The organism is Bdellovibrio sp. ArHS, assembly GCF_000786105.1.
In the GTDB taxonomy this organism is placed as follows: Bacteria; Bdellovibrionota; Bdellovibrionia; order Bdellovibrionales; family Bdellovibrionaceae; genus Bdellovibrio.
On sequence record NZ_JTEV01000012.1, the window covers coordinates 1 to 22,474 of the forward strand.

Sequence of the window (22,474 nt, forward strand, 5' to 3'; positions counted from 1 at the left end):
GGAATCTGTCTTCATTCGTTTTGGCAATGTAGAGATAAAGATGCAGCTCTAGGTGCTCTTTGACTTTGGTGATGCGCCAACTCTTTCTGGTGAGCCTTTTGAGTTTTCTTGCGCTAATTATTAATCGGTTTTAATGGTGTCTTTGTAACTCGAAAACTGCGGAAGAAGTCGGTAGTTTTCAGCGCATGAAAACAAAAAAGAACTTCTTCCGCCTCTCTAAAGCCGTTACTTTGTTAATTGTTCTGTCTGCTCTTGCCGCCATGGCCGCCAGCAGTGAACTTCTTTATGAAGTCTCAGGTCCGGCCAGTTTTAAATTATACAAAGATGCAAAATCAGAACTTCGTTCGACCTTGATTCAATCCCAGGACTTTGAGCTTTCTCGACAATACACCTCGGATGGCGGCGAAAAACTTTTCTTAGTGAATATCAAAAAGACTGTACAAAGATATTTGGACGCGGAAGGCATCGTTGGCACCTCGTCGTGGAATGTGCGCACGGGCGATAAGTTGCAAACCCCACTGTGGCAACGTACCGAGTCCGCGACAGAAGTGAACGTTCACCCCGAACAGCCTGTTTTGGTGAGTGGTCTAGGAGGGTGTTGCGCGGAAATGACGGGATATCGCCTTTTCAATATTGCCACCGGCCGCTTGATCATGTCGTTCAATGATTTGCAGTGGAAAGAAAAAGTGACTCAGCCATTTTCGCTCTCTGTTCCGAATTCCTCTTTGGCTTATCGCTACATCGGAGCCATCACTCAGGATAGCACGCGCGATCGCGATTTTGTGGCGCCGGCGCCAGGCAAGAAAGCAGCCCTGCTGATTAAATACGCCAATGAAGCTTTAAAGCAGAAGATCCAGGTCGATATGGAGACGGCCGCTGGTTACGGCATCAGTGTGATGGAATTTTCTTTGGAAAAAGACCCGACGGTTCCCGACAGTGATAAGGTCGAGATTCTGGAGGATCAGGTGACCCTGTGGAATATTGATGGAGCGACGTCACCATCCGCGATTTCTGGAGTGCGACTTAAAATCGTGTTAGATGCGGGATTGGGCCAAAAAACGATCAAAATTCCTGTTAAAAACGATGAGTTGGACTTGAATTCCGTGTTCGTTCCAGCGGGTGTTGAACTTCATTCTATCAGTAAGTTTAACGGCTTTTAATGCAGCGTGAGAAGTGAGGGTCTGGGTGCCCCTTTTATTGAATAAAAAAAGGGCCTAAGATATGAAATTATCATGTCTTTTGTTCATCTTCACGTTCACTCCGAATATTCCCTTTTAGAAGCTGCGGCCCGGGTAAAAGCTATTGCCAAAAAGGCGGCCGCTATGAACATGCCGGCGGTGGCCTTGACCGACAACGGAAACATGTTCGGTGCCGTGGAGTTTTACTTCGCCTGCAAAGATAATAACGTCAAACCTATCTTAGGTTTGGATGCTTATATCGCACCGGGATCGCGTCTTGAAAAAAAACAAGATCGCGATCAGGTGAATGTGGGGCCGCGCCGTTTGGTGTTTCTGGCGCAGAATCTTAAAGGTTATCAAAATCTCAGCAAGCTTTCGACGATCGGTTATCAGGAAGGTTTTTACTGGAAGCCGCGCATCGATTATGAAGTGATCAAAGAATACAATTCAGATTTGATTTGTTTGACTGGGGGCTTACGCGGAGAAGTGGCCGATGCTTTCCTGCGTGAAGGTCCTGATGCTGCCTTGGCAAAAATTCGTCAGCTTAAAGAAATTTTCGATGATCGTTTATATCTCGAAATGTGCCGTACCGGTGTGCGCGAGTGGGATCAGATCAATCCATTCCTGCTTGAAGCGTCCAAGATCACAGGTGTTCCGGTTGTCGCCAGTAACGATGTTCACTACATGACTCAGGATGATCAGATTGCGCAAGAAGTGTTGATCTGTATCGGCACCAATAAAACTTTAAGTGATGAGCATCGTTTCCGTTTGGGCACAGACGAATTCTACTTCAAAAAGCCAGAGCAAATGCAGGAGCTTTTTGCTGATGTGCCCGAGGCCGTTAGCAACACTTTGCAGGTGGCGGAACGCTGTGATGTGAAGTTTAAACTGAAAGATGAAAATGGAAAGCCCATTTACCATCTTCCCACTTTCCCGACGCCTGAAGGTGTTTCCTTAAAAGATGATATTGCCCGCCGTGCGAAAGAAGGTTTGCTGGTCCGCTTTGAAGAGGCCGCCGAACGCGGGGAGGCCGTGCCCGAAGATAAGAAGCCAGAATATTACAGTCGTCTGGATTATGAGTTGGGTATTATTGATCGCATGGGCTTTAACGGTTACTTTCTGATCGTTCAAGACTTCATCGGTTGGGCCAAGGATCATGATATTCCCGTCGGTCCTGGTCGTGGATCGGGAGCAGGTTCTTTGGTTGCCTATTGTTTAAGAATTACAGATCTGGATCCTCTTCCAAACTTCCTTCTTTTTGAACGTTTCTTAAATCCCGAACGTATTTCGATGCCAGACTTCGATATCGACTTCTGTCAGGATCGGCGCCAAGAAGTAATTCGTTACGTGACGGAAAAATATGGCCAGGAATCCGTTTCGCAAATTATCACTTACGGTAAGCTGCAAACACGGGCCGCGCTTAAAGACGTGGGACGTGTTCTGGGTATGCTCTTTTCAGAGGTGGATCAGGTTACCAAACTTATCCCTGATAAATTGGGTATCAGCCTTAAAGAGTCTCTGGAGATGGAGCCTCGTTTAACAGAGATGATGGAAATGAATCCCACCGTCGCCACCTTGGTCGACCTTGCTCAGCGCGTGGAAGGGATGGTGCGAAATGCGGGGATTCATGCCGCCGGTGTGATTATCGGTGACGGACAATTGGTGAAGCATGCGCCTTTATATAAAGGCGCAGATGGCGAGCAAGTCGTTCAGTACGACATGAAGCATGCTGAAAAAATCGGGCTGATCAAATTCGACTTCTTGGGTCTGAAAACCCTGACTCACATCAACATGGCGTTGAAGTTGATTAAGAAAAATCGTGGCAAAGAGATCACCTCAAAGATGATCCCGATGAACGACGCGGCCACTTTTGAGATGATGTCCCGCGGGGACACCGCCGGCGTCTTCCAGTTCGAGGGTGAGGGTATCACCGACGCCACTCGTAAGATCCGTCCATCGTCTTTTGCGGATATCACGGCCATCACATCGCTGTATCGTCCCGGTCCGATGGCAAACATTCCGGATTTTACGGACCGTAAACATGGCAAGGCCCCTGTTGAATATCTGCTTGAAGACACCCGTGAGGTTCTTTCTGAAACTTATGGGATCATGGTTTATCAAGAGCAGGTGATGGGGATCGCTTCGAAGATTGCCGGTTACTCGTTGGGTGAAGCGGATATGCTTCGTCGAGCGATGGGTAAAAAGATCAAAGAAGAGATGGATAAACACCGCGAGCGCTTCATGCAAGGGGCGGTCGAAAGAGGTCATAACAAGGAAAAATCGTCAGAGCTTTTTGATCTGATGTATAAGTTCGCGGACTACGGTTTCAATAAATCTCACGCTGCCGCGTATTCCGTTGTGACGCTACAAACGGCGTGGCTGAAGTGTCATTACCCGGTAGAGTTCTTTGCGGCCCTTCTCAGTACCGAGCTTTCGGATACGGAAAAAATCGTTAAGTACTCTAAGGATGCTGCAAAACGTGGAATTACGGTAAAATCTCCGCATGTAAATTTCTCTGAGTATTTGTTCGGTGCTCATGGCGACGAGATCTATTTCGGTCTTGGCGCGATCAAAGGTGTGGGGCAAGGGGCGGTGGAAGCCATCATTGAGGCACGCAACAGTCTTCCGGATAAAAAGTTTAACTCGTTGGATGAGTTTTTTAATTCTATCGATCTTCGTCGCGTCAATAAAAAGGTGATTGAGTGTTTGATTAAAGCAGGAGCTTTTGAAGGTTTTGGCGGACATCGTGCGCAACTGATGGCGGGATATCAGAAGTATCTTGATCGGGCTCAAGGTCTGCAAAAGGACAAAGAACTTGGACAGGCTTCGCTCTTTGATCTGGGGCCTTCGACGGAAACCAAGGTGACTTTGGAAGAAACCAAACCTTGGAGTCGGACAGCTTCGCTGGCTTACGAAAAAGAAGTCTTGGGTTTCTATCTCAGTGATCATCCTTTGAAGGGCTTTGATACACTTTCTGAAATCTGGACAACGTGCAAGGTGATAGAGCTTCCGGCGCAAATGCCGGCACCAGGTTCGGCGGAAGCCGAAGCGCTAAAGGCCGCAAAAAAAGACTGGAAGAATCGGGACGCGGGCAAAAAGAAAGTGGTGGTCGCAGGACTCATCACCGAGCTTCGCGAGCTTATTACGAAAAAAGGGACGCGCATGGCTTTTGGGAAGATCGAAGATCTGACGGGCGCCTGCGAATTGGTGATTTTCCCAGACTCTTATGCACGATTCGAAGCCCAGCTTCGCGATGAAAGGCCGGTCTTGATTGGCGGCGCACTTGAGGTTGAAGAAGGTGTTGCTAAGATAATGGTAGATAGTGTTTCGCCGATGGAGGACATCCTAAAAAAGACAAAACGTATGGTGCTTCGTCTGGATAAAATTGATCCTGCCGATTATCCCCGTTTACACTCTTTAATGAAGGACTATCCGGGATCGACATCAGTGAGTTTTGAAATCGAGATCCCTGAAGTCAGTCGTCGAGTGTTGATGGACTCGGCGGAAACGATGGGTATAGCTGTGAATAATGAATTCTTTGAAGGTGTGCACTCAGTTTTCGGTCGCACTGATTTTATCGAGTTAAGGAGTTAGTAATGCGTTTGGCTTTTGTGATGGCGGCAGCATGGATGTTCTTTTTAAATAGTCCCGTAAAAGCTCAACAATCTGAATTAATCGATCGCAACTTTACCGGGGTCTCTCAGGAAGCCACTCCGCAGGGGGCTCGTCGTGATATTCAGGATCAGGCTTCGCAGAAAGTTTCCGAAGAAATCATCAAAGAACTTATTGGCGAAGACCGATTTTCTAAGAATAAGTCGTTGATTCAATCGAAGATTATTAAAAATTCGGCTCGGTATATTCCTTTTGCCAAGGCGTCGTCCTTAACTCAGGAAGGAACGGAATACAAAATGTCCGTTTCTTTAAAGGTGTCGTTGCGCGATCTTAAGCAAATGCTTCAGGATAGCACTCTCTTAAACGAAAACGATACTATTCCTGTGGTTCTACCGGTGATCAGTTGGATTGATCGAGTGCAGGGGAAAAGTTATCGCTGGTGGCTTCCGGGCGATAAATCGCAACAGGCTTTTTTAATTAAAGAAGCGCGTATTCTGGAAGAGGCTATGCGCAACTCGTTCCAAAAAAATAACTTCTTCGCGATGAAGCCGATTGACGCCGGTCTGGGAACAGCGGTTCCTGTCGATTTTCAAAATGAGCGTGTGGCGGGCGAAGATGCACAGTTTTTCTCGCAGTATTTTAACGCCCCTTTGTTGATTGATGGTCAGGTCGTTCTGAATAAAACCGACTCTGGTAAAAACTATCGCATCGAGGTGCGGATGACCGCTGTTCAGGTTAGTAACGGCCGCGCTATTGCCGACGTTTCGCGACGCTACGACACTGAAAACGGCAGTTTTGAAAACGTCGTGGATAAAAAGATGCGCGAGGTGATTGAGGCCACTTCCAACGATTTGGCTTCTCAGGTTTTAGAGGCTTGGCAAAGAGGTTCTTTGGGAACTTCGGTGATTCGTTTGACGATTCAGGGTAGAAATACTCTGCCCTTGACGGAAGGTCTGAAGGAAAAGATTCGCTCTCAAATCACACAAGTGAAGAGCATTCGAGAACGCCTGGTAAGTTCTGATTCTGTAAGCTTTGAAGTGGATACGGCCGTTTCGGCGGCGGAGCTAACGGGAAAATTGGAAGCTCTGGATGTTGATGGCAAGAAGCTGTCAAAGGTTTCCGAAAAACAAGATGAAATCGTCTTGAAATGGGCACAATAAGGAGGTGCATATATGAAAAATTTGATTCTGTTTTTTTCCTTATTGGTTCTGGCGGCGTGCACGACAATGGATGGGGCCGGCCCCTCGGTGCGTCGAGAAATTAAAGATGTGAACTACGAGGCGCGCAAAGATGATTCCGCACCTCGCAAACGCTTGATGGTTCTGCCGTTCTTGGATGCCGGTGATAAAAGACCACTTGAGTTGCGTGAACGTGCTCGCAATGCCTTTATTATGGACCTCAATCGTTCTGGTGAGGTGATTGCCCTGGATAGTAAAGACTTGAATCTGGATCTTGCCAAGATGATGGAAGGTGGTCAGTACAAGCTTACGGAAGTGGCTAAAGCGGCGCAAGCGCTGGGGGTTACTGCCGTTCTTGAGGGGAAGATTATTGATATTCGCATTAAGCGCAAGGCAGACAATGTGGGGGTTGTCCGTCATTTGACAACGGCTTTTGAAGTGGTGGCGCAGGTACGTGTGGTCACCGGCCGAGCTGCGCGTGAAGTTTTTAACACTGTGAAAACGGTGACCGTCGAAGAGCAAGGGACTCGCGTCGGCGAAAGAGTGGAGACTGACAAATTTATTTCCAACAATCCCGATATGATCGAAGTCATAGTGAAGGATGCCTTTCTGGACTTCACACCGCAAGTGCTGGCGTCCCTGGATAAGGTTACTTGGGAAGGAAGAATCGCGGCCATCAACGGCGATCGAATTTACTTGAACGTGGGCCGCGTGTCTGGCTTGCAAGTCGGAGATCTTTTGAAAGTCACCGAGGATGGGGACGACATTTATGACCCTGAAAGCGGCGGTCACATCGGCCGAGTGCCCGGTCGTTTGAAGGGAACTCTGGAAGTGATTAGTTATTTCGGTAATGACGGCGCCATCGCAGTTATCCACTCGGGGTCGGGATTTAAGGAAAATGATCGTGTGGAGTTGTACTAGACAACAAAGATCGCATTGTCCCCATGGAAAATGACAGAACTGTTTTTTGCTAAATCGATAAAGGCCCTGGGCTTCATTCTATAAAATGACTATAATGGCTGAAGTGAGACCTTCGGCCATTTTCATTTTTATCGCGATCGCTTTTTGTTCTTCTTTTTCTTGGGCGAAGAAAATAGAAGTCACGGCGCTTTACTGGAGTATGAAAATCGAAGGCCAAGTGGCGATGCGAAAAGGGTTTGAAGAAGAGATCGCCCATTTCAATAAAAAAGGCGATGATAAGATCGTCATTCGCGCGCTGGTGGCTGGCGAAGGACGTAAGGGAATTACTAATCAGGTTCAACAAATGGACGAGGCTCTGAGAGAAAAACCCGCGGCCTTGGTTATTCAACCCACCGATAATTCCGCTTTGGCTCGAGCACTTCAGGAAGCCAATCATCTTAAGATTCCAGTATTCGCTTATGATCAATACATCGTAAATGGTGATCTCACTTTTTTTGTGACCAGTGATAATTATGCCGGAGGACGTGATAACGGCGACTATATACACAGTCTTTTTGATAAGACGAAAGAATTGCGCATTGTTGTTTTTGAATACCCCAAGGTTTCTTCGACGATTGATCGCGTGGACGGTTTTTTTGATGCTCTTCGTGATCAGGGGCGAAGTTTTTCTGTTTTGAAACGTTACGAGGCCGTTGACCCTTCTTCCGGGCAGAAGGCCGCCAAGCAGTTTCTGAAAGACTTTCCACAAAAAGGCAGTGTCGATGTTATTTTAACTGTGAACGACGGGGGAGGTCTTTCTATTGTGAAAGAACTCGATGAAAAAAAACGTCATGAAATACTTCATGCGACCTTCGATGGGGATCCCCTTTCGGTTCAAAACATCAAAAATAAAAAAATCACTGTGATTGATTCGGCGCAGTTTTGCGCGGAGCTTGGACGAGAAACAGCTCGTGAATTGATTGCGCATTTAACCAAGAAAAAGGTCTCGGCGAAAAAACTTATTCCCACCTATCCCGTGACCGAGAAAACACTGGCCCGTTATCCGGGTTGGATGGGGCGGGTTCCGTCGTTTCTGCATCGACGCGAGCTCAAAAGTCCCGACTCTAAACCGCGCGTTTCACCGGATCAAAGAAATATTTTGCGAATCAAGATTGGTGTGGCGCCGTTGTGTCCCTATCTTTGTGAACAGGGGCCTGGAGCTTGGGGTGGTTATATTTATGCCATCTTAAAAGAAGTCGCGAAAGAGCGTGGTTTTAGCTTGGAGCTGGAAAGTATTCCTAATACGCGTCTGTTGGCGGCTCTTCAGGCAGGACGGGTGAACTATATCATTGTTCCTGCCGACATGGTTCGTTACGAAGATCAGATTCGTATTGTGGGGCCGAAGCTTGGAGTGAACTATACCGGCGCGATTTTAGCTCCCGGCGCGAAAGACTCTTTGATTGATGAAAGTCTATTGGCAAATAGAAAAGTCGTTTTTGCAGACATGGGAACTTATCGAGGGGGACCTCGTTTGGCTATTTCGGAAGGTCGCAGTTTCAAACTGACCGGAGCGGATGTTGCGGATCGAATGATTAAAATGATCGGCGATCGTCGTGTGGATGTCGCCTTGGGTGACTATAATGTTCTAAGTTATTCGCTGTTAAAAAAACCGCGAACCGAGCTTCAGCTTTTGCCCACGTCTTTGACGGGATTTAATTCTTTGGTTTTGGTGGGGTCGCCCAAAGAGGCGCACTTTGGATATCTACCTGAATATCTGGAAAGCTGGTTTATCCGCGCTCGTACGGATGGAAGTCTTGAAAAAATTCTTAGTAAATACAATTTAAAAGACTGGAAAGTTTTTGATCCTAAGGCGTTTTAGGAAAGCTCTTTCACCAGATTTTTCACCATGCTTTTAAAAGTTTCGGCTTCTCCGCGAATTCGCGCGACCTGCAGCCCTCCCTGAATGGCGGCAAGAAAAGTGTCGGCGACAATGGGAGGGTTGAGGTCTTGCCGAAAGATTTTGTCTTTCATGCCTTCTTTAATCGTAGCAATAAGCCATTTGCGCTGTTGTAAGTGAAACTCTCGCAGGCGATCCTGAATCTTTTCGGAAAGAGTGTTGAAGTCCGAACATAAAGCTCCTAAAGGGCACACTTTATTATGATCTTTGCCAATTTTGTAAAACATCTGAAGCATTTGCTCCATTTTTTTGTCAGCCGGCAAGCCGTGGATGTTTTGGGCCCACGTCGCATAGGCCTTCTGATAGTCTTCAAGAATGGCCAGGCCCATTTCTTCTTTTGAGGCAAAATAGTAATGCAGACTCGCTTTGCGAATGCCCAGGGCGTCGGCGACGGTTTGAAAGCTAAAACCATTAAAACCGAGGGTTTGCAGGTAGTGACGTCCTAAGCTTAAAGCCTTTGTTTTTGTATCCATGGTTTCCGTCCTTGCTTTGCGAAAGCCTTCTGGGTTATTATCTACCTATTGGTAGGTAGATTCAAGTTTAAAAAGAAACACGAGGAACCATCTATGAAAAACAAAACTATGCGACCTGTCGCCATTTTGGCGGGATCTCGAACCCCTTTTGTGAAGTCATTTAGTCAGTATTCCCGGACATCGAATCGTCAGTTGATGACGGCGACTTTGCAGGATCTAGTGAATAAAACGAATATTCGCGGTGAACTTCTGGGTGATGTCTCTTTGGGGGCCGTGATGAAGAATGCCTCGGATTGGAATCTATCCCGGGAATCTCTTTTAAGTGCAGGGCTGGATCCTCATACTCCGGGTTATGATGTGCAACGTGCCTGTGGGACGGGTCTAGAGACGGCCGCACACATTGCCTTAAAAATTGCCTCGGGTCAGATTGAAAGCGGTATTGCGGGCGGTACGGATACCAATAGCGATATTGCCGGGGTCTTGCCGCATGAACTGTCCTGGATTCTTACCGAGGCGCAAAAAGCTCCGAATGCTCTTGCCCGTATTGCAAAGCTTTCGGAAATAAAATTGGAATATCTCAAACCTCGATTCCCCAACGTGCAAGAACCCCGCACGGGACTATCCATGGGGCAACACACAGAGCTCATGGTTAAAGAATGGAAGATCACGCGCGAAGAGCAGGATCAATTGGCCTTGCAAAGTCATTTGAACGCCGCCAAAGCGTATGAAGCCGGATTTTTTAAGGATCTGGTTTTTGAGTTTAAGGGCGTGAAAAAAGACGTATTCGTTCGCGGCGATACCAGTATGGAAAAGCTGGCAAAGTTGAAACCTGCATTTGATTTTACTGGAACCGGAACTTTAACGGCGGGAAATAGCACGCCTTTAACAGACGGAGCTTCGGCCGTTCTGTTAAGCAGTGAAGAGTGGGCTAAAGCCCACGGACTTCCCGTGCAAGCTTATTTGGTGGATACAGATTATGCGGCCGTGGATTATGTAAATGGTGAAGGTTTATTGATGGCCCCGACGCGCGCGGTGGCGAAAATGCTTCGCAGAAACAACCTCAAACTTCAGGATTTTGATTTTTATGAAATTCACGAAGCTTTTGCCGGTCAGGTACTTTGTACTCTGAAGGCTTGGGAATCTGATGAATACTGCCGTAAACACCTTGGCGAGTCTCAGGCTCTGGGTTCCATTGATCGCGCTAAATTGAACGTCAACGGTGGCAGTCTGGCGTTAGGTCACCCCTTTGCCGCAACCGGCGGAAGAATTCTGGCCAGTCTTGCAAAAATGCTGGCGCAAAAAGGTTCGGGCCGCGGTTTGATTTCTATTTGTACCGCTGGTGGTATGGGTGTGGTGGCCATCGTAGAAAGATAATTATGGAAGTTTCCTTGGCGAAAAAGTTGAAGATCGCATGGCTTCGTTTTGTTTCCCGGGTTTTTCCCAAACTTGCGGCGCAGACGGCATTGGATCTTTTTCTGACGCCGCAAAGAGTTCCACGTCCTTCTTCTGAAATGGAATGGTTTGCTTCCGCTAAGAAATACATTCTTGGTGGAGGCATTGCCGCCTATGAATGGGGGGCCGAAAAAGCCCCTCTGGTTCTTTTGATTCATGGATGGAGTGGGCGAGGAACGCAGATGGCTGCCTTCGCGGAACCATTAGTAGCCGCCGGCTATCGCGTGGTGGCTTTGGATGGACCTGCGCATGGGGCATCGCTGGGAGTTCAGACCAATGTTGGAGATTACTCTCAATTTCTTCTTGATGCGCAAAAGGAACTCGGATCTTTTGCGGCTGTGATCGCCCATTCATTTGGGGCAGGTTGCTCGGTGTTGGCCGCCGCCAAAGGGCTTCGTGTTGAAAAATTGATTTTAGTCGCGGGTCCGTCCCACTATCAAAAAGTCATTAATCATTATTTTAAATTTATCCAAATGCATACCAAGGCGGAAAAATATTTTATTGAAATGCTCGCTGAAAAAGCCGGCATTTCTCCTTATGATATGGATGTCGGGGCCATTGGAAGTCAACTGCACGTGAAGTCTTTGATTGTACATGATCGTGACGACCGCGAAGTTCGTTTCACCGCCGCCGAAGAAATCCAAAAGTTGTGGCCTCAGGTTGGTATTTTAGAGACTCAAGGATTGGGACATCGACGTGTTTTGAAAGATGCCCAAGTTATTGAAAAAGTCGTGCGCTTTATTCAATCAGGAAAGATATAAAAAAAAGCGCCTCAGGGAGGCGCTTTTGTCTTTACACAGTCGCGTGAACGCGGTGTGTGTCGTCCATGTCGTCAAGATAATTCAAAAACTCTTCGACGTCTTTTCTTTGCTCGTCGTTAAGTTCAGTGATGTTCTTTGCTTTGTAAGAAAGTTCCGCAGTCGTCACTTTCCAGCCGCGTTTCACCAAGGCATCACGAACCGCATCGAGATCGTCTGCATTGGTGAAGAACTCGTAAGAGCCGTCGTCATTTTTACTGACTTCATTAGCGCCCGCTTCGATAGCTTCTTCGTCCGGATCGAAGCTGCCGGCTTTTTCGCCTTCAAGCAGTCCTACGCGATCAAACATCCAGGCTACGGAACCGACCTCACCCATGTTGCCTTCGTGAGATTTGAAGGCATGGCGCATATCCGGGGCTGTTCTGTGTTTGTTGTCGGTCTGGCATTCAACGATCACGCCCACGCCGTGCGGTCCGTAACCTTCATAGGTGATCTCTTCAATCACCTTGCCGTCATCCAAAAGACCCGCGCCTTTTTTGATCGCGCGTTCAATCGTATCATTGGGGCAAGAGACTTTTTTTGCCGCTTCAATGGCAAGACGAAGACGGGAGTTGGCTGCGGGGTCAGGGCCGCCGGCTTTTGCCGCCACGGCGATCTCTCTGGCTAATTTTGTGAAGATTTGTCCCTTTTGTTGGGCTTTCTCTACTTTACCCGCAGTTTTCCACGATTTTCCCATATAACTCCATCTGGTGTTTTTTTACTTTTTCCAGAGCTCTATTGCAGCAAATCACTAATTATTTGGCAACTTTGGGAGCAGGATGTAAAAGGCCCTATGTTCAGTTTTTCCACCCCCGACATTTGGGAAAAGATCAAAAACATCGAAAAATCCTGCGAAGAGGCGCTAAAGCTTCAGTCGCCAGGCTTTGTTCCTGAAGATCCGGCTCGGGATGTCCTCACTTTGCACCCAAAACTTCATCCTCCCAAAAAAGGCTTCTCCACGGTGGAAGGACAGGCCCGGATGCTGCATGATTTAGCCAGTATTGAACTGCAAGCCATGGAGCTGGGGGTTCGTACTTTGGTGGAATTTCCCGAGGCTCCCGTGGGCTTTCGCGAAGAGCTGTTGGCTGTCACGGTTTCCGAGGCGCAACACCTCAGAATGTGCCTTGAAGGTATCGAGTCGTTGGGGTTTAAATGGGGTGACTGGCCGGTGCACTTGGCGTTGTGGAAAGCGGTCAGTCAAGAGGATTCTCTTTTAGATCGCATTTTGATCGTGCATCGCTATTTGGAAGGCAGTGGGCTGGATGCAGGAGACACGTTGATTCGCCGTCTTGAGGGAACTGCCGGGAAGCAAACCATCCAAAAAATCGTGAAGCAGATTAACTTTGAAGAGATCGGCCATGTGGATTTTGGGTCACGATGGTATCGGGAAATATGCAAAGCCGATAAGAGGGACCCTAACACCGATTTCCCGCAACGGATGGATGCACTTCGTATTCGTTTGCCGAAACGAATTGAGCCCCTCAATCACGACCTAAGAAAAAAAGCGGGTTTCACCGATGAAGAAATCGCGTACTACGAAAATCTGCGTCTGGATTTCTTAAAACCCGCGAAGTGAATTATTCCCAGGCACGGATATAAGAAATCGAAATAGAGGCGTAGCTATTAAACTCGCTTCTTTCTTCAAACTCAGGCGATACGGTCACAAATCGCCATGAATAACTCCAGTGGGAAATCTGCAAGGCATAGCCAAATTCCGTTTCCGCGTTAAAAGGATATTTGGTGACGCGATGACTGTCGTGAATAGTATTACCGTCAAGGAAGATGTTATGAGCGACGGCATTTCCTCGGATTCCGGCGAAACCATAAAGTCGCCAAGGAAGATTTTGCTTGCCGATTTTAAGATTTAAAAGTGACTCGCCGTCAACAGACGACAGGCTTGATGCACCAAAATCATCGGGCAGGCGAATTCCCGCTCGGACCAAGGCGCCGATGTGGGCCCCGATAAGAACGTTTCCAAAAGAAAGACCGGTCGAGGGAATGAAATCAAAAACTCTTCCTGACTCCGTTTCTATTTCATAAAAACGAATCTTTTGATTGTAGTTCAATTGTAAAGTGGGCTCAGTGGCTAATTGGTTGTCCCAGCCATTGGCGGTCGGAACTTTAATAAGGTCGTGAAATCCATTTTGCGCCTGTTCGCCCAAGGCACCAGGGCCAATCAAACCAATATCCAATTCCAGATTGTGACTGTGTGAAGGTGTTTTTAAATTGGCGGACAAGGCGACATACAGCCAGGCGGCGTAGGGACGATCGTTAAGAATAAGTTCTGAAGTGTCCGTGTTGTCGGGCGTAAACATTTGTTGCGCAATAGAGATCCCGAAGTTCGTGGTCGATTTATCTCGTTCGTATTTGAAGCGATCTGACCAACCGATCAAAGGTGGCACCCAGAGCGGCTCAAGGTCTTCGGCATACTGATAGCTGAAGCGAATCCCACTGGTGTAATCGCTGTCAGTATTAGGTCCCCCCAGGCGTCGGGTGTCGTTTTCGACGTAAACGGAAAAGGATTCTCCGTAAGGTTTTGTTGGCGGTGGGGGTGTAGCCGAGTTCTCGGCCTGACTGTCCAGGCTTAGCAAAAGAAAGCTAAACAAAAAGACCGGGAAAAGTTTAATCAAGGCTTTCATCCTCTTCCACGAAACGCCATTTTCCTTCAGGCAGTTTTCCGAGCTTTAAGTTTCCAACACGCACGCGTTTTAAACCGGTCACTTTCAACCCGACAAGCTCGCACATCCGACGGATCTGGCGTTTCTTGCCTTCACGCAGGATAAAACGCAACTGATCTTCATTGATCCATTCGACTTTAGCCGGCTTTAGCGCCTTGCCATCTAAAGACAAACCGTGATTCAGAAGTTTTAACTTTTCCGCAGGCAGTTTGCCTTCCACGCGGACGATGTACTCTTTTTCAACTTTGGATTCTTCGCCAATGATTCTTTTAGCGATACGTCCGTCTTGCGTGAAAAGAAGCAGGCCTTGAGAGTCGATATCCAGGCGTCCCGCGACGGCCAACCCTTCAAAGTGTTCTTTACGCAGACGAAGTTTGGAATCACCGAACTGATTTTCCGGTGTGATCAATTTGATGGCGGGTTGGTAAGGAGGTTCAGGTTGCGCACTCACCCAGCCAATGGGTTTATTCAAAATGATGGTGGCCAGGCGCTTTTGCTGTTTTAAGGCCTGAGCTTCCAATGTGATTTTCACTTTGGGGTCCACTTTTGTTCCCAGTTGATCGACTTTGATTCCATCCACCAGAACCAAACCCTTAGAGATATATTCATCCGCTTCACGTCGAGAGCAGATACCTCTTTCCGCCATCAGTTTTGACAGTCTTACTTTTTCTTCACTCATCGGCGGATCTCCGTCCACAAATTGTCCATTTCATAAAGGCGCAGGTAGGCGACATCCTTATCCCGTCCTCGTTCCTTAAGTTTATTTAAAAAATATAAAGCGATGTTTTCCGTAGTTGGAATCTGCGTTTTAAATTCCGGGATCACAAAATTCAAGTGTTCGTGATCCAAGGCACGGGTCAGCGAATCCAAAAGCTTTTGCAGTTCTTTCTTTTGTTCGGTGATCTCGGAATCTCGAATCTGAAAAGCCACTTCCAGTTTGTAGTTGTGCCCGTGACCGTGTTCGGTATAGCAGCGACCGAACGTCTTCGTGTTTTCCTCAGGACTCCACAAAGGCTGCTGATAAAGATGCGCGCTGCTAAAAGGACTTTTTAAAACAAGCATCATGCGAGATTGATGCCTCCGTCAACGGCAACAACAGCTCCTGTCGTCCAGCTGGAAAGATCGCTTCCCAGGAAGTAAGCAGTTTTCGCAATATCTTCCGCTGTGCCGATGCGACCTAAAGGTTGCAGGCTCGACATCTGGCTAAGAGCTTCTTTCTTTGCATCCGCAGCCAAAGAATGAAACTGGTGAATAGGGGTGTCGACAATACCCGGGCAGACACAGTTCACGCGAATTTTTAGCGGGCCGCCTTCCAAAGCCAGACTTTGCGTCCAATTGATCAAAGCTGCTTTGCTGGCGGAATACGCGCCGGTGTTTGCTGTGGGGCGAAGTCCTAAAGTGGACGAGATATTCACGATACTGCCTCCACCATGGTCTTTGAAATAAGGAAAGAAGGCACGGGCCACGCGCACGGGAATGAAGAAGTTCATCTCCATTTGTTGTTTCCAAAGATCGTCAGTTCCCTCAACGAAGTCGTGGGTTGCAAAGATGCCGGCATTATTCACTAAAACTTCCAGGCGGTGAATCTTTGCACTGAGCACTTCTTGCAGTCGCTTTTGTAAAGCCGCTTCATCTGTCATATCGCAAGAAAGGATCGAAGCGCCACTGCGGCACTGGAGGGCCGTTTCCTGCAGGCGTTCTTTGTTTCGACCCATAAGATAAATGAAATAGCCGTTACGAGAGTATTCAATGGCAGTGGCGGCTCCGATTCCGCTACTGGCTCCTGTGATAAGCGCTGCCTTCTTCATGGGCTGAGGTCTCCTAAACTGGACTCATACTAGCAAAGTCGGGGACCGAAGAGAAGACATGTCGATGCGCGAAGCGTTTAGTGTTGGATTCAGATACTTCTTTGTGGGCCTTGTTCTTTTCACGGTCTTTTGGGCGCAAATCCCCTGATCAAAAATAAAAAAAGACCAGGTTGGGAGACCTGGTCTTAAACGGATGGAATTTGAAGTAGGAACAACTAAGCCACTTTTTTAGCGGCCGTGTAATGGTAGTACTTCTTGTCGAAGTCAGGCGCTTTCATGCCTTCTTTCGTAATCAGACCGGCCTTAAACCATTCAAAGTGCTCAGCGCAAAATCCCGCCTTTTCGGACTTCTTTTTGCAGCCTTCGCCGCAGCAGCGAGCCGATTCAAGGGAAACTACGTTATTGGGAATTTGCTTTTCAAATTTTTTGTCAGCCATTTTGTGACCTCCAGTTGAAATCTTAAGCTGGTTGAATGTCTTAAGACATTAGACTTATCGGAGGTCATTAAACGGACTTTAGTGCTTTCCAAGAAACCCTCTGAAAGTCGAGGTTTTCCCGGATTGAGACAGCCTTGCTGTGATTAAATGAGCTTTAAGAAGCGGCCCAGATCGACGGGTTTTGAAAATAAATACCCTTGACCGAAGCGAGCTCCCAGCGTTTCTAAGACGAGTGCCTCTTCGTTGTTTTCAATGCCCTCGGCGATGATTTCAATATCCATCGCATGTGCCAAGTGGATGATCGAGCTGACGACGGCTTTGGACTTAGGATCATTCAGAAGCTTCATAACAAAACAACGGTCGATTTTCAGGAAGCTGATGGGCATCTGTGTCAGGTATTGAAGACTGGAAAAACCCGTCCCGAAATCATCAATGGAAATCGCATAGCCCTGATTGTGACATTGCTTTAAGGCATCCAGGGCGATAGCCCCATCCATCATAATCCGTTCAGTCATTTCTAATTTGATGTTCTTAGGCTGAAGATCATGTTTTTCGCGTAAATCTTCCAGATTGTTTACGAAATCAGAATGAGTGAACTGCCGACCCGAGATGTTAATGCTCATCATGAAGTCTTCCGCCATTTTGCCCTTTTGGCTCTGGCGAAGTTGATCCTGAATTGTGCGCAAATCCTTCAGGGCCTGATTGATAATCCAATGGCCAATGGGAATGACCATGGATGAATTTTCAATCACATCAATAAAAAGGTTCGGCGAAACCAGACCGTGTTGTGGGCTGTTCCAGCGCAACAGCGCTTCGCAGCCGTTGATCTGTTTAGTCTTCAAATTCACGATGGGCTGATAAAAAAGTTCAAATTCTTTATTTTGAAAGGCCTGGAAGATTTGGTTTTCAAGTTTAATCTGATCTAAAGCCGTCTGTGTGCCATCGTCGCCCGCACCCGAATTATCAAACTCAACATCGGAAATTCGCGTGCCCGCCGGTGTATTGATGTTTTTACGGCGAAGGCGCTTAAGAAGAACGCGCATCAGCAGTTGTACGACTTTGTCTGCGGTGGAAACTCGCTCTAGAACTTGCTGCTTGGTCACGATAGCCAGGCGGACATCTTCAAGAGCGCGGACTGAGGCGGAACGATTTTGGTTGTCGATCAAAGCCATTTCGCCGAAGATTTCGCCTTCACCCAGAATGGTTAAAGGAATGTCTTCTTTATCCTTACTGAGATAAATCAGCACCCGGCCTTTTTCAATGATGTAAGCGCAGTCGCCAGCATCACCCTCGTTAAAAATGATCTGATCTTTATGTATATCGACGGACTGAGTTGCTGAATTCATAGACCTTATTCTAGAGGCTTTAATGAAGGTCAGACAAGTCCAGCTGATTCATTTGATTCATTCTCCAGCCCGTGAATTCCGGCTTCACAAGGATCGAGAAATGAATAGCTCCCAGAGGAATCATCAAGTGATTCTTCATCAGGTACTCGGTCCCGGCAAGACACCATTTTTTCTGTTCTGCGGGTTTCTGAGCTTGGGACAAAGCGGACAAAATCTGATCGTATTCCGCAGATTTGATGCGCAGATAGTTTTCCGGATTGAAAGGGGCGAAGGTTTCCAGCGCCGCAAGACAGGTCGGACGATCCGGCGAAACGCCTTTTCTGAAAATGGCGGGAGGATTCTGCTGCAACACCTGCAAGAAGGTTTTGTTTTCTTTCACTTCCAGATGAGTTTTCAACTTGGCATTTTTATACCACTGATCCTGCAGCCATTCTGTGGCCCGCTTGTGGTCTTCTCCGCCAAGAGCAGAAAACATCAACGTGTAGGTCTTCGTGGATTTTGTCGGTGGTATTTTTTTTAAATCAAAATCAAAACAGGGCGCCTTCGCAGGGAACCAGGCATCGGGAAGTCCTATGCAACCCGGGCGGCCCTCGGAAGAGAAAATCTTCTGTAACTCCACGTAGTTCAATGAATAGGTGAAAGCTTTGCGTATATTTTCATCTTGGGAAAGTTCCGGTCCAAAACCTAAATAGTCCAGGCGAATGACGGGATACCAGTGAAAGTCTTTGCGCTTTTTATAAGTGGGAATGAACAAGGTCGGCAAACGGCGCAAGAACTGCAACTCGTTTTTTTCATAGAGCTGCAGTGCGACCGTGTCTTCTTCGATAAAAAGAAACTCCACCAGTGGACGCTGGGGGTGGCCTTGTTTATAGAAAGAGTTGGGCTCTAAAACCAGCTTCTGTCCTTTTTTCCACTCCTTGAGTTTGTAAGGTCCGGAATAAGCGCTCAGGTTTTCTTTGGTAGGGGCGAGAAGAAAATTCGCTAGATTGTATTCAAAATCTGCGTCGGGTCGCGCGAATTCAAACTTTAAGGTGTGTTTGTCTGGAGCCGAAACTCCTAACTTTTTAGCGTCGACTTCGCCTTTATAAAAGGCTTCGGCATTCTTGATTTTGAAAAGAAGATCGGCCCGCGGGCAGGCATTCTTTACATTTAGAATTTTAAGATAAGTCTTTAAGAAGTCTTCCGCCGTTAGCGGAGTGCCATCGCTCCATTGCAAATCCTTCTTCAGGGTGCAGGTTAAAAGCGTCCGGTTTTTATCCCGCTTACAACTGGTGCCTAAATCAGGAATCAGTCCTTTTTGATCGTCGAAGGAAAAGAGATTTCGATACAGATTGCCCAAGACGTAGCTGGAGGAAGAGGTTCTTTGTTTGTTGGGGTCTAGGCCCCCGGGCTCTGTGGCTAAGTGCAGGCGAAAAGTTTTTTCGGTCGCAGACGAGGGAAGACTAAGAAGCAGCAGCAATGCAAGAAGGTAATTCATTTCTTAAGTTTAACCACAATTATTAGGAAAAAGAAGAATGAATCATGAAAAAGAAAAAGGGTCTCTTTCGAGACCCTTTGTAGGGAACTATTTGTCCAGTTCCATCTTTGCAATTGTCTGCAATTGCATGTTTGTGGTGCCTTCGTAGATCTGACCGATCTTAGCGTCGCGCCAGAACTTTTCGACGGGGTATTCTTTGGTGAAACCGTTACCACCAAACAAGTCGATAGCTTTAGAAGTGATCTTTTCCGCCGCGCGAGAAGCGTAAAGTTTTGCCATAGCCGCAGCTTCGATGAAATCCTGGCCAGCATCTTTTAAACGAGCGGCATTGTAAACCATCAAGCGAGCGGCTTCGAGTTCCGTGCGCATTTCGGCCAACTGGAATTGCACGCCTTGGAAGTGGGCAATAGGTTTACCGAATTGTTCACGGCCTTTGACGTAACCAAGAGCGGCTTCGTAAGCGCCTTGGGCAATACCGATCATTTGCGCGCCGATACCGATACGACCTTCGTTCAAAGTTTCGATGGCAATTTTATAACCTTTACCCACTTCACCAAGAACGTTCTCTTTAGGAACTTCGCAGTTTTCAAAGAGAAGTTCGCAAGTTGAAGAAGCGCGGATACCAAGTTTGTCTTCTTTTTTGCCAACTTTGAAGCCAGGGAATGACTTTTCAACGATGAAAGCGGTGATACCCTTGTAGCCTTTAGCGATGTCGATGTTGGCGAAGACGATGAAGACATTGGCTTCTTTGCCGTTAGTGATCCAAAGTTTTGAACCGTTCAAAACCCATTTGTCGCCTTTGTCTTCTGCTTTTAATTTCAAAGCGAAGGCATCAGAGCCTGAAGACGATTCTGAAAGTGCGTACGCGCCGACCCATTCAGACGCCATTTTGCTCAAGTATTTTTCTTGTTGTGCCGGTGTTCCCCATTTTAGAAAAGCATTCGTCGTCAAAGTGTTTTGAACGTCGACAAGAACTGAAACAGAGCCGTCAACGCGGCCGATTTCTTCAACCGCCAAGCAGGCCATTGTGAAAGTAGAGCCAGCGCCGCCGAATTTCTCGGGAGTTTCGATGCCCATTAAACCCATTTCGAAAAGTTTTTTTACGATGGCAGGATCCATCTCTGCTTTTTCATCCATGTGTGTCACATGAGGCTTGATTTCAGATTCAGCAAAAGCTCTTACAGCGTCTCTAAACGCGGCTTCGTCTTCAGAAAGCATTGTGAGTGCTGGACGAGCGTTCGTAGTGTCAGACATATTTTCTTCCTTCGTCCTGGTGCTTATTTCCAAGGAAGGAAATAAGTCATCGGTTCTAGTTAAACGTTATTTTATAACAGGGGTCCCAACTTATAATGCGAGACGAATTTATTCAAGGCCTTGGAAAGACGAGAGCTTTTCTCTTAACAAGCTGTGTTACACTGATTGCACTTTAATTGGGCAAGTGATTCGACACACTAGACAAGGGTCTAGGTGTGATTTAGCGTGAGGTGATATGGATTTCGTCGAGATTGGCGCCAAGATTGGTATTTATTTTATTCCGTTTCTTTTTGCACTCTGTTTTCACGAGTATGCCCACGGTTGGGTTGCGCGTCGCCGCGGTGACAATACCGCGGAGATGATGGGGCGTTTAACGATGAACCCCTTGGCGCACATGGATATGATTGGAACTTTGGTGCTGCCGATCATCTCTATTGTTTTGGCGACGCCGATCTTCTTCGGCTGGGCGAAGCCGGTTCCCGTGAATGAGCGCAACCTGAAGAACCCCCGGGTGGATATGTTTTGGATCGCTTTAGCGGGTCCGCTTTCAAATATTCTTCTCGCCGTTGTCGGTTCGACGTTGATTGCGCTTGTTGCCAAGTACTTCCTGGGGGCGTCTTACGCCAGCGGGTTGATTGAGATTTTAAAGACCTTTATCGTCACGAATTTATTCCTGGCATTTTTTAACATTCTGCCACTTCACCCTTTGGATGGCGGAAAAGTTTTAGCGCGCTTTCTGCCAGCTCAATTAAATTATAAGCTCGAACAAAACGAGCATATTACCAGCATGATTTTAATGGCGTTGGTTTTAACCGGTGCTTTGCGCATTCTCGCGATTCCGGTTTTCTGGAGCTATAACAGCCTTGTTGGTCTTGCCTTAGGGGGCTTTGGTATATGAGTTCTGACGTCGTACAAACCCCACCACCTGCAACTCCGGTGAAAAAATTGCGTGTGATGTCTGGAATGCGAGTGACAGGTCGTTTGCATATTGGACATTACTGGGGAGCGCTGAAAAACTGGTTGGATCTGCAAAACGAGCACGAGTGTTTCTTTGGGGCGATGGATTGGCATGGTATGACCACTGCCTACAAATCACCGAAAGACATCACCCCGTGGACTCGTGAAATGGTGGCCGAGTTTATCGCTTGGGGCATCAATCCCGAGAAAGCGACGATCTTTATTCAAAGTCGCGTTCCCGAGCACCTGGAACTTTTCATGATCTTTGCGAACATGGTTCCGATGGGTTGGCTAGAGCGTGTGAACACGTGGAAAGACGCCATTGAGGAAATGAAAGCCAACGACACTCATAACTTGGGTCGTTTTGCGTATCCGGTTTTACAAGCGGCCGACATTGCTATTTATCGTGCGAACGCTGTGCCGGTAGGTGCAGATCAGGTTTCGCATCTGGAACTAGCTCGTGAATTGGTGCGTCGCTTTAACCACTTGTACAAAGCAAAGCTGCCAGAAATGAATCCTCTTTTGACCGAGATTCCTCTGGTGCCAGGTCTTGACGGGCGCAAGATGTCCAAATCCTACGGAAATACTTTGTTCCTTACGGAAGACAGCGAAAAAGATTTGAAAAAAAAGGTGAATTTGATGGTCACGGACCCGGCACGCGTTCGTCGCGAAGATCCGGGGGAGCCGACGAAGTGCTCGGTGTATGGCTATCATAAACTTTATTCCTCCGCCGAAGATATTGCCTGGGTCGAACAAGGATGTCGCTCTGCAGGAATCGGTTGTGGAGATTGTAAAGCTCGGTTGGCTGCCAACATCGAAAAACTTTCGGCGGGCCCAAGAGAAAAGAAAAAAGAGTTGTTGAATAATCCAGGTCAGCTTGATTCAATCATCGACGCTGGATGCGACAAAGCGCGCAAGGAAGCCCAAAAGACGTTAGAGATAGTTCGTTCCAGTATGAAATGGTAGAGGG

20 protein-coding genes are annotated in these 22,474 nt (G+C 47.4%); 10 read left to right on the forward strand and 10 right to left on the reverse strand.

Features of this window, described 5'->3' with window-relative positions:
- The first annotated feature begins 185 nt into the window (after positions 1 to 185).
- The 5 genes from OM95_RS06310 to OM95_RS06330 all read left to right on the forward strand — a co-directional run bounded on the left by OM95_RS06310 (position 186) and on the right by OM95_RS06330 (position 8,747).
- Positions 186 to 1,160, forward strand: a complete 975-nt coding sequence (locus tag OM95_RS06310) for a hypothetical protein (RefSeq protein ID WP_041871587.1) — start codon at positions 186 to 188, stop codon at positions 1,158 to 1,160.
- Positions 1,161 to 1,232: 72 nt separating this feature from the next.
- Positions 1,233 to 4,772: a DNA polymerase III subunit alpha gene (gene dnaE / locus OM95_RS06315; RefSeq protein ID WP_041871590.1), complete on the forward strand. Its 3,540-nt coding sequence runs from the start codon at positions 1,233 to 1,235 to the stop codon at positions 4,770 to 4,772.
- 2 nt (positions 4,773 to 4,774) lie between these two features.
- Positions 4,775 to 5,950, forward strand: a complete 1,176-nt coding sequence (locus OM95_RS06320) for a hypothetical protein (protein WP_041871593.1) — start codon at positions 4,775 to 4,777, stop codon at positions 5,948 to 5,950.
- 12 nt (positions 5,951 to 5,962) lie between these two features.
- Complete coding sequence (locus OM95_RS06325) at positions 5,963 to 6,889, forward strand: hypothetical protein (RefSeq protein ID WP_041871595.1); 927 nt, start codon at positions 5,963 to 5,965, stop codon at positions 6,887 to 6,889.
- Between the two features lie 94 nt (positions 6,890 to 6,983).
- The gene (locus tag OM95_RS06330) at positions 6,984 to 8,747 is read left to right on the forward strand and encodes a substrate-binding domain-containing protein (RefSeq protein WP_041871598.1); all 1,764 of its coding nucleotides are present in this window, start codon (positions 6,984 to 6,986) and stop codon (positions 8,745 to 8,747) included.
- Here the strand turns inward: OM95_RS06330 and OM95_RS06335 are convergent.
- Positions 8,744 to 9,298 (reverse strand): TetR/AcrR family transcriptional regulator, encoded by a 555-nt coding sequence (locus OM95_RS06335; RefSeq protein ID WP_041871599.1) that lies wholly within the window; start codon positions 9,296 to 9,298, stop codon positions 8,744 to 8,746. The two genes, OM95_RS06330 and OM95_RS06335, sit on opposite strands and share 4 nt — an antisense overlap.
- Before the next feature lie 93 nt (positions 9,299 to 9,391).
- Here OM95_RS06335 and OM95_RS06340 point away from each other — a divergent pair, with 93 nt between their 5' ends.
- Both OM95_RS06340 and OM95_RS06345 read left to right on the forward strand, forming a co-directional pair.
- The gene (locus OM95_RS06340) at positions 9,392 to 10,672 is read left to right on the forward strand and encodes an acetyl-CoA C-acetyltransferase (protein WP_041871600.1); all 1,281 of its coding nucleotides are present in this window, start codon (positions 9,392 to 9,394) and stop codon (positions 10,670 to 10,672) included.
- A 2-nt stretch (positions 10,673 to 10,674) separates the two neighbouring features.
- Entirely contained in the window at positions 10,675 to 11,511 is an 837-nt protein-coding gene (locus OM95_RS06345) for an alpha/beta hydrolase (protein ID WP_041871603.1), read from the forward strand.
- A 31-nt stretch (positions 11,512 to 11,542) separates the two neighbouring features.
- Here the strand turns inward: OM95_RS06345 and OM95_RS06350 are convergent, their stop codons facing one another.
- Entirely contained in the window at positions 11,543 to 12,244 is a 702-nt protein-coding gene (locus tag OM95_RS06350; protein ID WP_041871605.1) for a YebC/PmpR family DNA-binding transcriptional regulator, read from the reverse strand.
- A 96-nt stretch (positions 12,245 to 12,340) separates the two neighbouring features.
- Between OM95_RS06350 and OM95_RS06355 the strand changes: the two genes are divergently transcribed.
- Positions 12,341 to 13,123 carry a DUF455 family protein gene (locus OM95_RS06355; protein ID WP_041871607.1) on the forward strand — a complete coding sequence of 261 codons (783 nt, stop codon included), beginning with the start codon at positions 12,341 to 12,343 and terminating at the stop codon, positions 13,121 to 13,123.
- A gap of 1 nt (position 13,124) precedes the next feature.
- Here the strand turns inward: OM95_RS06355 and OM95_RS06360 are convergent, their stop codons facing one another.
- From OM95_RS06360 to OM95_RS06395, 8 genes are all read right to left on the reverse strand, one after another.
- Positions 13,125 to 14,177 carry a lipid A deacylase LpxR family protein gene (locus tag OM95_RS06360; RefSeq protein WP_291515701.1) on the reverse strand — a complete coding sequence of 351 codons (1,053 nt, stop codon included), beginning with the start codon at positions 14,175 to 14,177 and terminating at the stop codon, positions 13,125 to 13,127.
- Positions 14,170 to 14,904 (reverse strand): pseudouridine synthase, encoded by a 735-nt coding sequence (locus tag OM95_RS06365; protein ID WP_041871609.1) that lies wholly within the window; start codon positions 14,902 to 14,904, stop codon positions 14,170 to 14,172. The genes OM95_RS06360 and OM95_RS06365 overlap by 8 nt, the downstream gene beginning before the upstream one ends.
- Positions 14,901 to 15,290 carry a 6-carboxytetrahydropterin synthase gene (locus tag OM95_RS06370; RefSeq protein ID WP_041871611.1) on the reverse strand — a complete coding sequence of 130 codons (390 nt, stop codon included), beginning with the start codon at positions 15,288 to 15,290 and terminating at the stop codon, positions 14,901 to 14,903. Before OM95_RS06370 ends, OM95_RS06365 begins: the two co-directional genes overlap by 4 nt.
- Positions 15,287 to 16,033: an SDR family oxidoreductase gene (locus OM95_RS06375; protein WP_041871614.1), complete on the reverse strand. Its 747-nt coding sequence runs from the start codon at positions 16,031 to 16,033 to the stop codon at positions 15,287 to 15,289. Before OM95_RS06375 ends, OM95_RS06370 begins: the two co-directional genes overlap by 4 nt.
- Positions 16,034 to 16,248: 215 nt before the next feature.
- Positions 16,249 to 16,470: a hypothetical protein gene (locus OM95_RS06380; RefSeq protein WP_041871616.1), complete on the reverse strand. Its 222-nt coding sequence runs from the start codon at positions 16,468 to 16,470 to the stop codon at positions 16,249 to 16,251.
- A 143-nt stretch (positions 16,471 to 16,613) separates the two neighbouring features.
- On the reverse strand, positions 16,614 to 17,816 hold the full coding sequence (locus OM95_RS06385; RefSeq protein ID WP_041871618.1) for an EAL domain-containing protein: 1,203 nt from the start codon (positions 17,814 to 17,816) through the stop codon (positions 16,614 to 16,616).
- Between the two features lie 19 nt (positions 17,817 to 17,835).
- Positions 17,836 to 19,293, reverse strand: a complete 1,458-nt coding sequence (locus OM95_RS06390) for a peptide ABC transporter substrate-binding protein (protein ID WP_041871620.1) — start codon at positions 19,291 to 19,293, stop codon at positions 17,836 to 17,838.
- A gap of 87 nt (positions 19,294 to 19,380) precedes the next feature.
- On the reverse strand, positions 19,381 to 20,547 hold the full coding sequence (locus tag OM95_RS06395; RefSeq protein WP_041871623.1) for an acyl-CoA dehydrogenase: 1,167 nt from the start codon (positions 20,545 to 20,547) through the stop codon (positions 19,381 to 19,383).
- Positions 20,548 to 20,782: 235 nt separating this feature from the next.
- Here OM95_RS06395 and OM95_RS06400 point away from each other — a divergent pair, with 235 nt between their 5' ends.
- Together OM95_RS06400 and trpS are read left to right on the forward strand one after the other, a co-directional pair.
- Positions 20,783 to 21,445: a site-2 protease family protein gene (locus OM95_RS06400; RefSeq protein WP_041871625.1), complete on the forward strand. Its 663-nt coding sequence runs from the start codon at positions 20,783 to 20,785 to the stop codon at positions 21,443 to 21,445.
- Positions 21,442 to 22,470 (forward strand): tryptophan--tRNA ligase, encoded by a 1,029-nt coding sequence (gene trpS / locus OM95_RS06405; RefSeq protein ID WP_291515703.1) that lies wholly within the window; start codon positions 21,442 to 21,444, stop codon positions 22,468 to 22,470. The genes OM95_RS06400 and trpS overlap by 4 nt, the downstream gene beginning before the upstream one ends.
- The last annotated feature ends 4 nt before the right edge of the window (positions 22,471 to 22,474 follow it).

Excerpts from the sequence above, each read along its gene's own strand:
- OM95_RS06310 (WP_041871587.1), top strand. The coding sequence starts at position 186 with ATGAAAACAAAAAAGAACTTCTTCCGCCTCTCTAAAGCCGTTACTTTG.
- dnaE (WP_041871590.1), top strand. The coding sequence starts at position 1,233 with ATGTCTTTTGTTCATCTTCACGTTCACTCCGAATATTCCCTTTTAGAA.
- OM95_RS06320 (WP_041871593.1), top strand. The coding sequence starts at position 4,775 with ATGCGTTTGGCTTTTGTGATGGCGGCAGCATGGATGTTCTTTTTAAAT.
- OM95_RS06325 (WP_041871595.1), top strand. The coding sequence starts at position 5,963 with ATGAAAAATTTGATTCTGTTTTTTTCCTTATTGGTTCTGGCGGCGTGC.
- OM95_RS06330 (WP_041871598.1), top strand. The coding sequence starts at position 6,984 with ATGGCTGAAGTGAGACCTTCGGCCATTTTCATTTTTATCGCGATCGCT.
- OM95_RS06335 (WP_041871599.1), bottom strand. The coding sequence starts at position 9,298 with ATGGATACAAAAACAAAGGCTTTAAGCTTAGGACGTCACTACCTGCAA.
- OM95_RS06340 (WP_041871600.1), top strand. The coding sequence starts at position 9,392 with ATGAAAAACAAAACTATGCGACCTGTCGCCATTTTGGCGGGATCTCGA.
- OM95_RS06345 (WP_041871603.1), top strand. The coding sequence starts at position 10,675 with ATGGAAGTTTCCTTGGCGAAAAAGTTGAAGATCGCATGGCTTCGTTTT.
- OM95_RS06350 (WP_041871605.1), bottom strand. The coding sequence starts at position 12,244 with ATGGGAAAATCGTGGAAAACTGCGGGTAAAGTAGAGAAAGCCCAACAA.
- OM95_RS06355 (WP_041871607.1), top strand. The coding sequence starts at position 12,341 with ATGTTCAGTTTTTCCACCCCCGACATTTGGGAAAAGATCAAAAACATC.
- OM95_RS06365 (WP_041871609.1), bottom strand. The coding sequence starts at position 14,904 with ATGAGTGAAGAAAAAGTAAGACTGTCAAAACTGATGGCGGAAAGAGGT.
- OM95_RS06370 (WP_041871611.1), bottom strand. The coding sequence starts at position 15,290 with ATGATGCTTGTTTTAAAAAGTCCTTTTAGCAGCGCGCATCTTTATCAG.
- OM95_RS06375 (WP_041871614.1), bottom strand. The coding sequence starts at position 16,033 with ATGAAGAAGGCAGCGCTTATCACAGGAGCCAGTAGCGGAATCGGAGCC.
- OM95_RS06380 (WP_041871616.1), bottom strand. The coding sequence starts at position 16,470 with ATGGCTGACAAAAAATTTGAAAAGCAAATTCCCAATAACGTAGTTTCC.
- OM95_RS06385 (WP_041871618.1), bottom strand. The coding sequence starts at position 17,816 with ATGAATTCAGCAACTCAGTCCGTCGATATACATAAAGATCAGATCATT.
- OM95_RS06390 (WP_041871620.1), bottom strand. The coding sequence starts at position 19,293 with ATGAATTACCTTCTTGCATTGCTGCTGCTTCTTAGTCTTCCCTCGTCT.
- OM95_RS06395 (WP_041871623.1), bottom strand. The coding sequence starts at position 20,547 with ATGTCTGACACTACGAACGCTCGTCCAGCACTCACAATGCTTTCTGAA.
- OM95_RS06400 (WP_041871625.1), top strand. The coding sequence starts at position 20,783 with ATGGATTTCGTCGAGATTGGCGCCAAGATTGGTATTTATTTTATTCCG.
- trpS (WP_291515703.1), top strand. The coding sequence starts at position 21,442 with ATGAGTTCTGACGTCGTACAAACCCCACCACCTGCAACTCCGGTGAAA.